Annotated in this window: 16 protein-coding genes; 3 read left to right on the top strand and 13 right to left on the bottom strand. The window is 41.5% G+C overall.

Going from position 1 to position 16,547, the window contains the following annotated elements:
* Positions 1 to 97: 97 nt before the first annotated feature.
* Positions 98 to 601 (bottom strand): ABC transporter substrate-binding protein, encoded by a 504-nt coding sequence (locus tag RCO25_RS33045; protein WP_309000315.1) that lies wholly within the window; start codon positions 599 to 601, stop codon positions 98 to 100.
* 247 nt (positions 602 to 848) lie between these two features.
* Here RCO25_RS33045 and RCO25_RS33040 point away from each other — a divergent pair, with 247 nt between their 5' ends.
* Positions 849 to 1,580: a response regulator transcription factor gene (locus RCO25_RS33040; RefSeq protein WP_309000314.1), complete on the top strand. Its 732-nt coding sequence runs from the start codon at positions 849 to 851 to the stop codon at positions 1,578 to 1,580.
* A gap of 6 nt (positions 1,581 to 1,586) precedes the next feature.
* Positions 1,587 to 3,353, top strand: coding sequence for a cache domain-containing sensor histidine kinase (locus tag RCO25_RS33035; protein WP_309000313.1), 1,767 nt, complete (start codon positions 1,587 to 1,589; stop codon positions 3,351 to 3,353).
* Between the two features lie 110 nt (positions 3,354 to 3,463).
* On the opposite strand, the gene RCO25_RS33030 is transcribed toward RCO25_RS33035, so the two are convergent.
* Positions 3,464 to 3,751, bottom strand: coding sequence for a hypothetical protein (locus RCO25_RS33030; RefSeq protein WP_309000312.1), 288 nt, complete (start codon positions 3,749 to 3,751; stop codon positions 3,464 to 3,466).
* Between the two features lie 95 nt (positions 3,752 to 3,846).
* Between RCO25_RS33030 and RCO25_RS33025 the strand changes: the two genes are divergently transcribed.
* The gene (locus tag RCO25_RS33025) at positions 3,847 to 3,987 is read left to right on the top strand and encodes a hypothetical protein (RefSeq protein WP_309000311.1); all 141 of its coding nucleotides are present in this window, start codon (positions 3,847 to 3,849) and stop codon (positions 3,985 to 3,987) included.
* 89 nt (positions 3,988 to 4,076) lie between these two features.
* Here the strand turns inward: RCO25_RS33025 and RCO25_RS33020 are convergent, their stop codons facing one another.
* From RCO25_RS33020 to RCO25_RS32970, 11 genes are all read right to left on the bottom strand, one after another.
* Positions 4,077 to 4,535 (bottom strand): hypothetical protein, encoded by a 459-nt coding sequence (locus RCO25_RS33020; protein WP_309000310.1) that lies wholly within the window; start codon positions 4,533 to 4,535, stop codon positions 4,077 to 4,079.
* A 13-nt stretch (positions 4,536 to 4,548) separates the two neighbouring features.
* Positions 4,549 to 4,851: a hypothetical protein gene (locus RCO25_RS33015; protein WP_309000309.1), complete on the bottom strand. Its 303-nt coding sequence runs from the start codon at positions 4,849 to 4,851 to the stop codon at positions 4,549 to 4,551.
* 285 nt (positions 4,852 to 5,136) lie between these two features.
* The gene (locus tag RCO25_RS33010; protein ID WP_309000316.1) at positions 5,137 to 5,904 is read right to left on the bottom strand and encodes an arylamine N-acetyltransferase family protein; all 768 of its coding nucleotides are present in this window, start codon (positions 5,902 to 5,904) and stop codon (positions 5,137 to 5,139) included.
* A 190-nt stretch (positions 5,905 to 6,094) separates the two neighbouring features.
* Positions 6,095 to 7,141 carry a DUF2750 domain-containing protein gene (locus RCO25_RS33005; protein ID WP_309000308.1) on the bottom strand — a complete coding sequence of 349 codons (1,047 nt, stop codon included), beginning with the start codon at positions 7,139 to 7,141 and terminating at the stop codon, positions 6,095 to 6,097.
* Between the two features lie 603 nt (positions 7,142 to 7,744).
* A complete protein-coding gene (locus tag RCO25_RS33000; protein WP_309000307.1) occupies positions 7,745 to 8,596 on the bottom strand; it encodes a hypothetical protein in 852 nt (283 codons plus the stop codon).
* A gap of 173 nt (positions 8,597 to 8,769) precedes the next feature.
* Positions 8,770 to 9,321, bottom strand: a complete 552-nt coding sequence (locus RCO25_RS32995; protein WP_309000306.1) for a GNAT family N-acetyltransferase — start codon at positions 9,319 to 9,321, stop codon at positions 8,770 to 8,772.
* Positions 9,322 to 9,537: 216 nt separating this feature from the next.
* On the bottom strand, positions 9,538 to 10,515 hold the full coding sequence (locus tag RCO25_RS32990) for a phosphotransferase enzyme family protein (protein WP_309000305.1): 978 nt from the start codon (positions 10,513 to 10,515) through the stop codon (positions 9,538 to 9,540).
* Between the two features lie 357 nt (positions 10,516 to 10,872).
* The gene (locus tag RCO25_RS32985; protein ID WP_309000304.1) at positions 10,873 to 12,015 is read right to left on the bottom strand and encodes a DNA sulfur modification protein DndB; all 1,143 of its coding nucleotides are present in this window, start codon (positions 12,013 to 12,015) and stop codon (positions 10,873 to 10,875) included.
* Positions 12,015 to 13,151, bottom strand: coding sequence for a DNA sulfur modification protein DndB (locus RCO25_RS32980; RefSeq protein ID WP_309000303.1), 1,137 nt, complete (start codon positions 13,149 to 13,151; stop codon positions 12,015 to 12,017). Before RCO25_RS32980 ends, RCO25_RS32985 begins: the two co-directional genes overlap by 1 nt.
* A 200-nt stretch (positions 13,152 to 13,351) precedes the next feature.
* Complete coding sequence (locus tag RCO25_RS32975; protein WP_309000302.1) at positions 13,352 to 15,253, bottom strand: hypothetical protein; 1,902 nt, start codon at positions 15,251 to 15,253, stop codon at positions 13,352 to 13,354.
* A 203-nt stretch (positions 15,254 to 15,456) separates the two neighbouring features.
* Positions 15,457 to 16,248, bottom strand: coding sequence for a hypothetical protein (locus RCO25_RS32970; protein ID WP_309000301.1), 792 nt, complete (start codon positions 16,246 to 16,248; stop codon positions 15,457 to 15,459).
* Positions 16,249 to 16,547: the final 299 nt, after the last annotated feature.

Here is a 16,547-nt window from a genome sequence, read left to right as displayed (position 1 = left end):
CAAGAAAGCCAATAAGAAGATCGCAGCACTCATCCAAACGCAACTCCAACAATGGATGGCCAGTTTACCCAGCTACATCAAGGGCTATCTGCCTAATTTAAGCTGCGAAAGTTGAGTTATTAATAACAAGAGCGTAAGCATTAACGCCCATAGGCAGCGCTACTATTTTGTCATTGTATACACTGAAATTGTTCAGGAACTCTTGATCGAAGCCATCTAGTGACAGCCCTTCCTGCTTACTTAGTTCAAGGAAGAAGTCGCTCTTCGTCAATTCTTTCATCCAAGGCACGTCGAGCTGAATAATGTCGGCAGCCGTCGAGCTGGCAAGCTGCGTCTTCACCTTCTGCTCATAACCGTCAAAGCCTTGATATTCCGCTTCGATCGTGACGTTAGGCGCAATTTTCTTGTATGCCTCGATAGCGTCCAAGGTTGCCTTGTGACGGCCATCGCTGCCCCACCAGCTGAAGCGCAAGGTTACTTTGTTGTCCGCTCCATTTCCTCGATTATTCGATCCTGAAGATTCCGATGAACAGCCGACAGCCATTAGTGCCAGTACCAACATAACGGCGATGAAACCTATAAACACTATCTTCCTTTGCATTCTAACCTCTCCCTTATCCGTTATTATGGAAACGCTTACTTGATTATAAAAGGGATTTCTTCTCCGTTGAAGGTATCCAATCTTAGATCGGAGTATCATTATTTGAGCATTCCGATGTCAAAGTATCATTATATCGGTTTAAGTATCATTTTTATCTAAAATGCGCGATCTCCTACCTGCCTTCTCGAAAGCTGTCCGTGCTGTGCTATAATTTCATTAACCGGCTAACCGATTGCGAGGTGACATTATGTACAACCTATTGCTCGTCGACGATGAGGCCGATACCAGAGAAGCGTTGTCCTCCTACTTTCCCTGGGAAAACATTGGATTCCAAATCATCGGTCAATGTGGAAACGGTAAAGAGGCGCTTGATTTTATTCAGTCCCACGAAAAGGTCGATGTCGTACTTACCGATATTAAGATGCCAATCATGTCTGGAATCGAGCTGGCCGAGGCTATTCGGGAACGGAAGCATACTATCCGGATCATCTTCCTAAGCAGCTACCGCGAGTTCGAATATGCGCAGAAGGCACTACAATATCGGGTCAGCAACTATATTGTAAAGCCAGCCAAATATCAAGCTCTGCTGGACGTGTTCGGCGAGTTGAAAAATGAGCTCGAAACGTCAGAACCTAGTATGGCCCAACCTTCTTCCGGGGGCAACAACGATGGGCTTATTATCACTCAAATCAAATCGTATATTCAGACGCATTATAAGGATGCTAATCTAGAAGATGCGGCGAAGCAAGTCTTTCTGAACGCCAACTATCTCAGCTATCTGTTCAAACAGAAGACGGGACAAAATTTTACCGATTACCTTATCGGGGTCAAGATGAAGGAAGCGATGCAGCTGCTAAGGCAGAACGAGTACAAAACATACGAAATTAGCGAAATGGTTGGTTACAGTAATGCTAAAAATTTCACACGTACGTTCAAAAACTATTACGGCAAGCCGCCAAGTGACTATCGGAACGGGTGACCCGCTATGAAAGAACGATACTTTATCAAGCATTTGGCTACATTCTTGATTCCGTTGATCTTGCCGCTCATCATACTCGGCTCGTTGTCCTTCTACACGACACAGCGCGATATGAAGAACGATATTAACAAGAACAGCAAGTTCCTACTCATTCAATCCCAGCGCCAAATGGAGATGATTCTCGATGAGCTCGAGACACTTAAGCTGGCACTTTATCAGAATGCCAAGGTGTTCAACGAGCTGTCGAACGTATTGCAAAATCCGGTATTCACCTATGAAAGCTCGACTGCCTACCAAATTATTTTCAGTTATTTGAATGCGCTTACGAGCTCGAAGCCGTACATTCATTCGATCTACTTCTATGCGCAGAACCCGAATAACCGTTTTGTATCCTCTCTGGGCGGTTTATCGACGATTAACCGTTTTAACGATACGCAGTGGTTTGACGAGTTCATGAACTACGAGGGCTTGGCTACGGAGTGGACAACAAAGCGTGAGACGCGGATTTTCCATTTTGAGAAAGACAAGACCGAGCTCGTTACGATCTTCAACGTGCTGGCCCCGAAGAAGATCGGCATTATTTTGAATATTCGGCCCAAATATATTGAAAATATTTTAGCCAACATTACGACGCATAAGGACCAAGTGCTGTACGTGCTGAACGAAAACAATCAGATCATATTCTCAAATACGGAGAAAAGCGGATTAAATGATTCGGAGCTCAATAAAATCGCAAACCAGCCATCCACCTTCTTCGACTTCGAATCGAGTATCGGAGAAGTAAATGTGACGAAGGTCGAATCCGAGCAATACAATTGGAAATACGTTTCCGTCATCCCGCATCACTCGCTGTACGAGACGCCTTCGCGTATCATGAACTATACGATCGGCTTCGCCTGCTTGTCCTTCGTACTCGGCCTTGCGCTGACGTTCTATTTGACACGCCGGAATTACAGGCAATTGCTCGCGATCACTTCTCTGCTTCGATCAGCTGAGAATAACCGGATTCCTCTCGTTTCGCCCAAGAAAGTGAACGACGAGTATTCGTATATCGTCCAAAATATGATAGCCCACTTTATCGAGCATCGCTATATTCAGACCCAACTGTCGGAGAAGAAGTATCGTCTTCAGTTCATGGAGCTGCTCGCGCTGCAGTCTCAGATTAATCCGCATTTCCTATACAATACGCTGAATTCGATCTATTGGGAGACGGTCGGCTTGACGGGCAAGCCGAACAAAGCGAGCGACATGATAGAGAACTTGTCGGATATGCTATCCTACTCCTTCAGCCGCCCGACCAATGATGTTACATGGGCAGAGGAAATTGCAAATACGGTGAGCTACGTCAACATTCAGAAGAAGCGCTATAAAAACATGTTCGACGTCATCTTCGAGTACGATGAGGATATACTCGGTTTCTATACGATGAAGCTTATCCTGCAGCCGCTCGTCGAAAACAGCATTTATCACGGCATTAAGGAGAAGGAGTCGCCAGGGCTCATCAAGATCAAAATCTATCGAAACGGGAAAACGCTGCGTCTGGTCGTCATAGATAACGGACACGGAATCGAGACTGACCGCCTCGCCCACATTCGCCATTCATTGAACGAGGCAGAGCCAAAGGAACCCGAAGAGCATTCCCAGCATATCGGCTTGCTGAACACGAATAAACGGCTAAGGCTTATGTATAATTCGAATTACAATCTGACGATCAAGAGTAAACAACGGCTGGGTACGGTAATCTGCGTCGTCGTACCGCTCCATACCCGATAGTTACTTATAGAAAAAATCCCCGTCAGTTTGAAAGCAAACTTAAGACCCGTAAGATGGCCGATTCATTCGCGAAGCGTCCATTCTTACGGGTCTTTGTTATAATTTAAGGTCTATTTTTTCGAACGTTTCTTAGAAGAAGATGCTTTAACTTGTTTCCCGCTTTTCACGCTCGAAACCATAACGTTTTTCTCCGTATGCGTGTAATAGTGCTGATAGACAGGACAACAATGATGTTGCTTCACCGTTTCAATATTTTGAATGACATTCACAAGCTGCGGATGGTAGTAGTCCTCGTATTGGGTAATTGGAGGATCATAGATCGTCTGCGTTGGACAATCGGGACAAAAGTCAGCTTGATTCATACTACCTACATTGCCCATGTTATAGTTACGGTTCACAGTAATTATCCCCTTCCAGTTTTGGAATACAACTTATTGTATTCACAGAGAGGCGATGTGACCTGTACACCTGACCCGGAAGGCGATGGCCTCCAATGTTTCTGCGGTTTGAAGGGCGAGAGAATTACCGTGTACCGGTTACACCTTATTCAGGCTGCTATTTCGATTCGATCGATTGGGCGCTTTGCTTCGGCATTATGGGAGGGTCTCATTCGCCATTAATGAAGGTGTACTAAGAAGCGATGGAAAAAGAAATTCACGTCATTGAAACGAAACAAATACAGCCGGCCTCTCAAGAGGGCAGGCTGTATTTGTTTAAAGGCTTTTAATTGGATGGAATGATTCGAATATCCTTATCCAAATTAGCAAGCATCAAGTAATTGCGATTGAAAGTAAAGATGCGTTTCACCTGATAATAGGACATGGTTACAGCAGTGAATGCTTCGCTGAGCGAGAAACGGAGCTCGGGCCTGTCCATAAGCAGTCTGCGCGATTCCCCATCAAATTCGGGGCCGCTGGAGATGACCGCAAGCTTGCCTTTACTCACTGCCTTATCAATTGCATTCAGAAAATATTCCGCCAGCTGATAGCTGTATTCATTGCGAAGCCATTCGTGAAGATCAAATATAATGGAGTTGGTCGTCACGTAATTACGTTCAAGATCATGCAAATCCAGAAACAGGGAACGGGCTTTCTCATAGCGGGGGTCTTCAGGGTTCATTAAAGCGGCTAAAGCTGTTCCATCCAGAAAGATTGTATCCTGAATGTTCAAATGGTCATCCATATGTCAGCACTCCTTAATCCACTAGTTTGCAAATACCATCCAAATACAGAAGTGGGTTATCTTCCTTTTGATCCACTGAGATGGAGGTTGAATCGTTTTGAGCGCTTGCCAGGTATTGGACAATGATTCCATTGACGATCGCTTGAACGGTCGTATTCTGCATATCGGCGATTGCTTTCAGCTCAACATAATATTGCGGATTGAGTTCTATAGTGCTTTCTACTTGTTCTTCACTTCTTGAAGAAATGAATTCGGAAGCGGTAGACTTCACTTTTACGAATTGATTTTGAATGAAGCGTTTGTAATTGTTCACCATCGGGATTCACTCCTTATGTATAACTTTTATAAAGATTCGTCGAATTTTGTCATTTTCAGGGGGTAATGTCGGGTTGAAAGCCAGCTACTGGCTTCCTGTAAGGTGATGGGCGTCTTGGGAAGATAAAGTTAAATATTACTTGAAATATTCGGAGTCTGTTTAATTCCCTTTTTCTTGTTAAAGATAACTGCTGGTTAGCTTAACAAAAAAAGGAACAGCTGCCGTAGCAAATTGTTCCCTTTTTTTGTTCAACTATCGTTACCCGTTAGTCCAATGGGCGAGCTTTTATTGCTCTATGCCAAAATACGATAACAAAGCTGATTTATACTCTTCATTTGTCTGCGGGGTGAAGGCCCTAACACCTTCAGAGGTGAAAATGCGGAACTCACGGTCAGAGATTGTACGCCTACCCTCCGGAGTCCGTATCGCAACGATCGGGTATTTGTTGAAAATTGAATCAGGGGCATTTTCGCACCAGAAACTCGCAAATAAGTAGTCCTTTGGCAGTTGTGGCTCCTCAGTGAAGGAGTAAATGCGATTCCATCCCCTGTTTTTCTTTTCACAAAGCGCCCAGCCGTAATAAGGATCATTTTCGAGGCGGTAGCACTCAGTGCCTTGCTGCTGTTCAAGACCTTCGATGAAAGAAATTGGTCTGCAGGGTACGATCCCACCCACACCAACATCACACAGGTAGTTAACGCCTTCGGCTTCTACCTTAAGGACGTGATGGCGCCTTTTGGGCGGGAGATCCGGCTCATCGCGCCAAAATCGGGCGACCAAGTCAGTAACCGTATAACCAAGTTCCCGCAGCAGCCAGCCGAATAATGCATTCAACTCGAAACAGTACCCGCCGCGCTGACGCATTACAATTTTCTGATACAGATCCTGCGGATCAAGTGATAAAGGTTTACGTTCCAGAATATCCAAATTCTCATATGGAACCGTGTACAGATGTCGTTCTTGCAGGTCAGCCAGCGTCTTTGCGCTGCCATCGAGCGAACCTTCAAATCCGATGCGATCTAGATAGCCCTGAACTTGATTGTTTTTACTAATCAATCTTAAGACACCGTCCTTAGGATAAATACTTACTATGAGAATCGTTGTTAGATGAATCGTACCATGAGAATTGTTCCATAAAAATCTTCATTATCCTTCTTTTATATAGCGTGCAACCACACTCTTTTACCCGTTAGCTTAATCCTCAGAAGCTCCAGCTCGAAGCCACGAAGCCCAAATTGATCATTCACAGTTCGCCGGAAGATTTGGCACCCTGACTACGCAGCCACTGAACCAGATCAGCAGCGGAACTACGTTTTGCTGCGTCCAGTGGGGTCAATCCATCCCAAACCGAAATCCAGTTCAGTTCAGCACCCCGGTCGAAAAGGTACTCTGCTGAGTGACGCTGTCCACCGTGACAAGCGCACCAGAAGGCGACGGTAATCTTGTCCGGAGGTGAAGAGGATTTCGCTCCCCAGGGGTATCGCTCCGAAAGTGTGGCTCCGGCGAAGTAGGCCTCCATTGCATCCATCTGTCCTAGCGCAGCCGCATGCCAGAGTGCTAACTGAGCTCCACGTTTAACCAACCTATGCGCTGCCCTCCACTGTGCGAACGCCACTGCATCGTCTAGCGGTGTGCCACCAGCGATCACTGCACCTGGCGCTTCAATGTCGGCGCCAGCATCAAGAAGCGCGTCAAGCACTTCAATGTCATCGCAGCTCGAAGCCCAATGAAGCGGTGTCTCGGTGTGCGATCCAGTAAACCGAGCGTTCAAGTCCGCACCGAACTCGACTAACGTACCTACTGTAGCTGCACCGTTAGGAAAGTGACCGGGCCAGTCGGTCACCACATGCAATAGTGTTCGAGACATTCCGCAACTTTCGCTTTCGTTGTTATTGCCTCTTCCAATAATTCTTGCCGTAGCCAAGCCCGGATTTTCTTCAAGAAGTCGCTTCAATGATGTGATATCGCCAGTGTGGATCGCTTTAACAACGGATATTGTCAGCGTTTCATCTTCGTAAATAAAGTCCATGTCCAGATCTCCTCTCACACATATAATCAGTTCCATGCCTGGCTTCTCTGTTTCATGCAACATCGAAAGCATTTTTATACACTCCGTCCCCGACAACCAGACATTAACATACTCCTCAAGTGGTATTGATTTTGGAGCATATTTTGCCCGCTCTTTAAGAGCACAATGTTTTGTATCGGCACTTTCCGACCAAAATGTCATAACATTAACAATTTCAAAATCGCTGGAGGGAGCTACACACCATCCTTTTTTCGATTTCAAATTCCATTATCTTGCCAGTTAGTGTAGTAAAGGGCTACAACGCGGCAGCCCTTCGCATTTAACTATCGTTCCTCGTTAGTTCAATTCGACTAATCGAAATAACAGTTTATATTCATGCACTTACTTCCCTTTTTCTATCAATAGAGAGAATGATAAAGTTAATCCCAGTTATTATCGGGATAGAAATTACTAATGCATAACGACTATAAAAATCAATTCCAAACAATCTTGATTTCTCGTTTAAGTTGTACAGGAACCAATATGCTAAACCCAATATTATTGTGTTGATAACAAAAGCCGAAAACATTCCTAACCATTTGCTTTTTCTGTTCCTGATAATAAAGATAGATAATATCGTTGAAACGATGAAAGAAATGGCTATGATCATGAAGTTCTACCCTGCACCACCCAATAATTTAATTATAAAAATATTCGCGAAGAGATTAAACTATCCTGCCTGTTAGTTTAACGCTCTCGCCACTTTATACTGCTGGCACCCCTAACATTAAATGATTTCCCTCATTTACTTGCCGCAAAAATCTACAAAAAAAACAGCAAACATAGTGTCACTGTTTTCTTGTTCAATCTCGATTAGCCTAACGATCATATATCCATACAATTCGCCAGCCGTTTAGCTTCCAAAGGAAAACCGAGCGAAACAAGCCGATCGTAGATCGCCCGAATTACTTCGTAATCATCCACTCCTTGGACCTGACAGTCACGGATAAAGCCGAATAACCCTGCTTGCTCCGCGCTCTCTATATAGGCATTCAGCTGTTCGACTTCCCGGTATGGGATTTCCTTCATATGCCAAGGGTGAGGAGTCTGTTTCTTCAGACTATTGACTGCAGTTCCCTGAGACGCTATCCCTAGCCCGTCGGAAGTAGATACGATTAGTTCTTTCCATCGCGCATGCCGCACCTCTTTCATATAGGAATAACCGTCAAGGATAGGCTGAAAGCCGAATCTTCTCATAGCCAAGTCCCTGACCTCGTTTTTCTGCAGATCCCACTTCTTTCTGTCGAAATATTCGCTGGATTCCTCTTTCCCTTCCCGGTCTCTCAAATAGTCCAGGTAATCTTCCTCGGACTCAAAATTGTTCAGCAGCAGACCTTCATGATCTGAAAAATGAAGCGCGAAAAAATCGCTGATATTGTTGGCAACAACCCTCGCGCAATTTCCAAAATCCATAGGGTCGACACAAATGATAGGCGCCACGCTTAAATCCGTCACTGAACCGAAATCCGTCAGGAAGGAAAAATGAATGCCGCCCATGCCCGTACCCGCAAACATGATCGCGTCAGCTGGAGAACTTTGATACCCACCGTTTTCATTCGGATCGAATTGCAGATAATAGCCTGTAGGAGTCTCTAAATATGGAACTTGCTGTTTGATCTCCTTCTCCCATGTCATAATCTCATCTAGTAAAGGTGGTATTTCGTAGGAATGTACCATTTTGCTCTCTTCTCCTTCAACCAGTTATATCTGTTTTTATAGTATATCTCATGAAAAAATAGCTTCATAGCGCCCAGACAATTACCATATTAACCTGCCCGTTAGCTCATTGAGTCTGCCGTTCTATGCCGGCAGACTCGTCCCCTAAGCCAAGTACAAGGAGATGCCCAACCTTATTTCTCCAACTTATTAATAATCCCATAATAAATAAGGTCTTCATATTTGTTTTCCTTCATGACATGATCTCTTAAGACACCTTCTTGGCTCATTCCCATTTTCTGTATAACTCTGCCAGAAGCCGAATTTGACTTAAAATAACGAGCATATACTCTATGATATTGCTTTTCTTGAAAGGCAAAATTGATTATAGCTACGCCAGCCTCTGTGGCATAACCATTTCCCCAAAATTCTTCTCCAATCCAATATGCAATTTCACCATTATTGAATTTCTGATTGTTAGATAATGCTATTGCTCCATATAATCTACCTGTAGCCTTGTCTGTTATAGCAAATTCATATAACCTATTATTATTAAAATTATCAAGATGATTTTCTATCCAAGATAAAGCATCCTCTATGGAATAGGGATAAGGCAGATATAGAGTATTCTTATAAATGTTATAATTATTACAGAGTTTAGTAACATCAGATGCATCAGAGGTTTGAAACAGTCTTAACAATAACCTTTTAGATGTTATTGTTTTATTTCGGCAATCATAATTCAAAACCCATTCCCCCGCCATATCAGGATTATTTAGAAACACTCCAAATGATGTTCATTCTCCAACCAATTCATTTGAAAGATCTCATCATAATAGTACCTTATATTGTAACTAACCTGCCCGTTAGTTGAGAAGACGGCAGCCACACCACCGGCTGCCGTCTCTTCACTTCGTAATTATTTATTGTGCTATCGTTCCTCGTTAGCGTATTGAACAATTTTAAATTCTTGAAAAGTCCAGATCAATATATGGTGTGTTATTCAGTAAGTTGAAATAATAAAAGCGTCGAGCTTGTTCATCCCATTCACTCCAATCAGGAGCATTAAAATCTCTGCTTCTATATAGCGCGGATAAAACTCTAGCTTGTCTTAAATCGATAAATAAAGGTATTTTCTTTAACCATACTTGACTTATAGTATTTTCTTTACAATAGCCGTTTAAGAAGTTAGAAAAAAAGCGCTTTGTAATCTCCTTCCTTACCTCTCCATCCACAACCCACGGGATAGGGATTTCGTAAAATAATGGTGTAGCAATATCAGACACAAACCAGCTATATTCCGCCTCGTCAAAATCGATAATATGGGCCTTATTGCCATCATTTAGATAATTACCGCAGCTGACATCCCCATGAATAAGGCCGTATGTATCTTCATCCTTGGAAAGAGCGCTAACTTCCCCAATTAAACGGTCGAAACTATTATATAATTCTAACGGACAATAGATCTTAAATGAAGCTAATAAAGCATTGTCATTCCATTCATAGCGTAAATGTTGGGGGGGATAGTGAAGTGAAAGCTTATGTATTTTCCCAATAAATTGACCTATATTCTCATAAAAAGTATTGCTCTCCTCGGCAATTTTTGCATTTCTGCCAGGGGCTTTCTCAAAGGCTGTCACAACAAAAGCATCGTCAATTGTATGAAGAAGATCGCCGGTTAAAGACTGAATCGGTCTAGCTACTTTTACTCCAGACTCCGCCAAAAACATGATAAAATCTAATTCCGCTTTCGTTAATATTTCATTCCGATGTGTGATATGGGCAATTCTTAGAATAACCTCACGAACTCCGACCAACCCAGAATAAACGAAGTTTTGAAACCCATTTAATTCGATCATTGAGTCTTCGCGTATACCATATCGTTCCGCGGCTTGTCTCAATATATCTTGAGTGAATAGTTGTTTAATCTTTTTATCCATATTATTCTTTGGCCACCTCCGAAAGTAATTTGGTCTTATTCTAATCGAAATCAATTGATTTCGGTCAATAAAAAACGTCTTTAATTAAACTATCCTGCCCGTTAGCTTAACGAAGAATGGAGCAGCTGCCGCAGCAAACTGCTCCATATTAGTTCAACTCTCGTTACCCGTTTAGTTCAATGAATGCTTATCGATTTCTGGAATTTAAAAAACTCTAAACGTTCAATAGAATGAGCTGCTCTTTTGATGCAGCTCTTTAATCAGTATCTCTTGGACATCTCCGACAATTATGATTTATTTGAAGATAGGTTTCTCAGCGACTACCAGCAAATGGTCTATGCGGTTTTGAGAAATATCTTATATCATTTCGTTCAAATAATCTACGACAATCAAATGTTTTCTAAGCGATTTCTCGTGAATAAGATTTAATTTACCGTTGTCCATCCTCCCCAACTTCTCGGCAAGATGCTCATTATTATGTGTCCAATCCACAAACTTCAGGATGTTCAAGCAGGAAACCCAGTCCCCTTTATATGTGCCGTTATCTTGTACAAGATAGCCATGTGCATACAAGGCAATCGCCTCCTGCATCACTCTGCTAGATGAAATAAAGCTCGTTAGTCCTGGCTGCTCTGGCATATGCGGAAGAATTGTGTTCATAAATTGATGAAGAAGCTCTATATGAACCGCCGGATCCTTGCGGATGCGACGAGCCAGTTCATATGAGGGCTGCATTTTTCCCGTATAAAGCATGGAGGCTGTCGCATACAGCCAACTAAAGCAAGTATAATTTTTGTTGAATGCCGTTAAATTGTTGCGGCTCTCAATGCCGGCGGTCTTTAGCAGCTCATTGTAATCTGCCGCTTGCTGAATGACGGTGTTAAGTGGGTCACTACCGTCGAAAGCATGCCCTAGCTCTTTGCTTACTAACTGTACCTTAGAGTTAATGTCACCGAATAGCTGTTTTTCTTCCTCCTCTCCAAGCCCGATATAGAGCTGGACGGACAGCTCACTCTCCAACAGATCTAGCCGCCTAGATTCAAGCTGTGCTAGTAGCCCCTCTGTCTGCTCTAGCTCTTCACGAAGCTCATTATTCTCAGGTGATTTCCGGCATTTGACCTTGAGCTTCATTACTTCACGTTCGTACTTTTTGCTTTCTTTCTGCATTTTCTCATTGCTATGCCCGAGCGCTTGTATCCGATGTTGTCCGTCAAGGATGCTAAGCTTACTTCCATGAAGAAGGACGAGATGGTCGTCCTCTTTCGCGAATGCGCTTACATCTCGTAGTGAGAGCGTGACGGGCCCAAAGAAGATATGATCCAATTCGCGTTCTTGCAGGTAATGCACGATTTTTTTTCGCTGGCTACCGCTTAATTTTCGTTGCACCATCGGATCGATTGCCGTGTAGTTAAGGAGATCATGAACCTTGAGCGAAACCGTCGCCATTCCATAACGTTCGCAATAGGGGTGAATTGCCATCCGTAAACGTAATCCGTCCATTAGACTACATCCTCCTTATCTACCAGAAGTAAGATATGTTGATCATTATAGAAATCGCAAACATATTGGTAAGCTTTCATAATCCGACTTCTGCGCGGAAGCCTGTCCTTCTCATCATCCTTGTAAATCGCTTTCCAGTCGATATGTCTAAAGATCTTAGCGGCATAAGTAAGTGTATAAACGTTGTACTGTAATGTCTTGAACGCTTCTTGATGCAGAAAAAGCGCCAGAGCAATCTGAATATTCTCTGACCAGCATGCTTCGCGACGGTCTGGTTCAGGCAATGAGTCAATCAGTATGCCGAAGTACTGCGACGCTTGCACCAGATGCCGCTCCAGCACTTCTTCTGAATAATGGTACCCGTTACTTTTCACATTAGCTTTCATACGGCCTTCGAAAAAGGCCACCAGTAATTCGATCAATAACGAATATGAGAAAAGATGTTCTTCATCTTTCCCCCTTTCGGAATATATATCAGTTGGGAGCCTTTTCATAACGTCATACTCTTGCACTAGCCTGGAGGCCATAATATGGTAGAACCGTCGTTGATCGCGTAATACGGCAAGATTTCCACCGATCTTGCGCGGTAGCTTGTTAATATCGGAAAAGAGCTGGCGTTCCTGTTTGGCGTTGATGTCGAGATAGATCATGACGGAGACCGGGAATTCGTAGAGCTTGCGGAGTTTGCTCGTTATCTCTTCCACGCGTTCGAATTCTCTGCGATCCTTAGCCCTTGCAAGGTTGCTTTGCAGCGTCTCCATCACTCGACGGAATGCGGCCAGCCGGTGCTGCCCGTCTACGACATAACACTTCTCCATTGGTTGCAGACTATACATACCAATATCTGTAGCATAGTGACCTGTATCGCGAGCAGACAGGATAATGCCAGGAAAATAGATATTTTGACCATGGTCCAAATATAAGAGAATATAATCGATTAAACCGGACACATTTTTGGGAATAAGTTGCCTTTGAACCTCTAAATCAATTTCATAAATCGAAAACAGCTTGCTCATCGGTATTGTTGCAGACAAGGTGGACTGCCCGAAGGTTCTTGCCGCCTGACTCGGTATCTCCATGAACGAGCTGGTCAATCCGGATGGCAATAAATCAGATAACGAATTAATAGATTCCATATCCTTCCTCCATTCATGATTAGTGATTACAGTGTAATCACATGCCTAATATTGTAGTTAAAAAGGTTCCACTATTCCTACCCCATAATATTTCTAGATTAACATGAAATGTCCTTTGATTGAGGTTAAAATGATCAGTCGAGTATTACCGAATTTTTTCAATACTGAAGTTCAATCTCACAAACACTCGAGTCCCGCTCCTATTCTCTGATATCTTTCAGCAATTGTATTAAAATTTTTATATTCAAATTTCTATAACCTTCAATATCTTCTTGATCTAAACCAATAATATTTTGGCGAATTTTATCTGCATCGTTTTTACTAATTGGATCTTTATGAGCTACTTTGTTTCTTAATTGAGAGAGTGCTGTAACATCCTTAACAAATATGAAACTGTCATCAACTTTGGTCTTCCTTTCTCCTCTGAATGTAAACTCATAAAGGCTGTAACTAGGTATAACGTATCCATTTCGAAATTTATGACGGAAATATTGTTCTGATACTCTCTTGTAATCCGGCATCGCTAGTTCAAAAGTGAAACCACCAAGAGAAAAATACCCTCTCCCGCGGGTAATGTCCTGCACATTTTGTGGTACACGCTCTTCTATTCGCTCACAATATTCCTTAAATTCTGAAAAGAAATACTTCTCTAGCGTATGTTCTAAAGCTACTGTAAAAGGAATGGCGGCGGCTGAATAATCTATACTTGAGATTTCTAATTTACTATCTTCTTTAACCAATCTACCCATTTCAATAAAATTGCGATACGTAACTTCCCCTATAATAAGTTGATTTTTTAGTGTCTCATCGCTTGCCAGAAATCTATCTATCCCCTCTTGTTTAAAGAGTTGGAAAATATGGTTCTTTGCTTCTTGGATGTCCTTTAACTTATGTAACTGGTATTCATTCTGGACTTTCTTATTGATCTCTTTTACCAAATCCTTCATTAAATTCTTGTACTCTGGATTCTCTTCATCAAACTGTTCCATGTGATTAATGTAATGGTCTCTTGTTTCTTTTATATACAGAGTTAAAAGTTTCGCCTCAAGAATTTTATTCATTTGTTTCAGTTGCTCTGATTCTTTTATTGGAACCGAATAATTTTTTAGTATCTTTCTTAAGTTCAAACCCTTTTGGTGTAGGGACCCACTGATGATATCTAATATAGTTAATTGATTAACAGTTTGTAGCAATAGTTCAACGTCATCAGACTCTAATGCTTTCTCATTTTCAACGACAAACTTATTTTTAATATATTTATTTTGGGATCCGATTGAATATTCAAGCAAACCCCTTTTCTCCTCAGATAGTTGTTGTCGTTCAGATTGATATTCTTTTTCAAATTCTTCAATATCTTTTATTTCGTTCTTCAGAGTTGTGAAGGCTTCTCTTAAGAATCGTTTAATTCTATCTTTGATTTCTTCGAGTTGCTCAGTTTGACGGTCAATCTTAATTATATAGCTATTAATCGATGCAATCGCATTAATTATTATCTCCTTATTTTGGGAATTCAATGATAGAACGTATAAATCACTCCAAATAGAGGTACTACTAAAAAGGTCAATATTTTTTAATAATAAAGAAATAGCATATTCATACTCTTTCATATGATGACAATATCGAATAATGGATTTAAATAAATCCGCCCGTGCATCCAAATCATGCACTTGTGTACTAATTATCTTTTCAAACCTTTTTATAAGGTCTAATTTCTCTGGATGTTCTATTATCACTCTCGGAAGAACAGAAGCATGATATACATAAATAAAATCTAGCATTTCTTCTGTATCCATTAAAGAAGGATAAATTTCTCCGTAAAATTTTTCGTGGGCAATGGCAGGAGATATTGCTACCCAATTAATAAGCCAACTTATTCTTTTTTTTATTGGAAGGTTTTTTTCATCATCAACAATCTGAATAAATAAACTAAGCGGTATTTCCTCATCCTTATTTACAATTTGAGCAATAGAATTTAGTAACTGTTCATAGTGTTTTTTTTCATTCGATTCACTCTCTCTTTTCAATACGTTTACTAGTTCAATATATTTATTTTCTTTATAAAGTTTTGTGATGTTATTGAACACTTCTAGTGCTTCGCTCAAAGTTTATCACCCCTATTTATATTTTATTAATGAAATGGGTTATTTAATTCTTACTCTGCTTCCCTTCGGGTAAGTTGACCAATGAGAAAGTTACATAAGCGCAATTCTATCTCACAATTCTCTTACTTCTGGGTGTACTAGTTGAGAAACGGCAGCCATTTAGGCTACCGTTTCTTTATTAATTGAGTAATCGTTATATCATTTCAATTAATTCCTAAGTATCTATAATTGTCTTCAAGCCAAAAAGTTATATTGGATTCCGTAGAAAACATAATTTGTGAGGAGAATGGATTACTAAAGCTCCACTTTACACCATGTTCCTTGCCTACATCATCACCCCACGTGTCTCTATACGTTAGCTTATATTCTAAAGTTATTGTCTCTCCACTTTTGATTATTTTCGTCGGTTTATCCAGGACAGATGCCCATCCATTCCAATCCTCATCGACGTAATCAAGAATCAAGAGATTTGAGACTTTTCTGTTAGTAGAAGAGGTATTGGAAAAGGAAATTTTGTAGATGCCGGTAGAAGTTCCTTCTACTTTTTTCACTCTCTCTTTTTTAATTTTCAAACCATTTGCGAGCGTATATTCATGGTAATCAAAATAGCGAGGATATGGTCCTTCATCCGGCACTTTGGCAATATGATTTACGACTGGCTTAGTATCACGATCTGTAAATAATGGAACTCTAATGAATATGTTGTCGTGCATGGCGCTGTTACCGTGACTCGAAATTTCAAGCATATTATATGTGCGTGTTTTTGGCGAATACCCATTCTCTACATTAAATAACACGTAAGAGGTATAGGTCATCCCAGGTGACAGAATGATTGGTTCTTCGTAATCCCCACCAACCCACGGATATCCTTTTATTGGAAAGCTCCAAAATTTATTTCTATTATCCGCTCCTTCTAATTCATACTGTTTATAGGCAATCTTATCTGTATATTTGCTGAATCTTGGGTCTTTTATTGTAATTGTTCTGTTTGTCATGTTCTTCAAATAAACCTGATAGATGAGACCATCATGTGTAGGCCTCGGGGCGGAAGCGCCTACCTCCACTCCATTATTCCAAGCAATGTTGTAGGGGATGCCATCGATCGTCGCTTGCTTGATGAAATACCCATCAACTTCATCGACTCTATAGACTGTTAAGAGCTTGTAATAGTTATTAACTCAAACTTCGCAGAGCGAAAATAAGCTTAAACCCTTGATATATCACGCTGCTCGAAGATAATTATTCATCTCTTGCAAAATAGAAAACACCACTTCAGTTTGGTATAGTGATTGTG

The organism is Paenibacillus sp. LHD-38 (genome assembly GCF_031157315.1).
Lineage (GTDB): Bacteria > Bacillota > Bacilli > Paenibacillales > Paenibacillaceae > Pristimantibacillus.
Note: the sequence above shows the minus strand (reverse complement) of the source record. Positions and strands in the feature narration are given on the sequence as shown.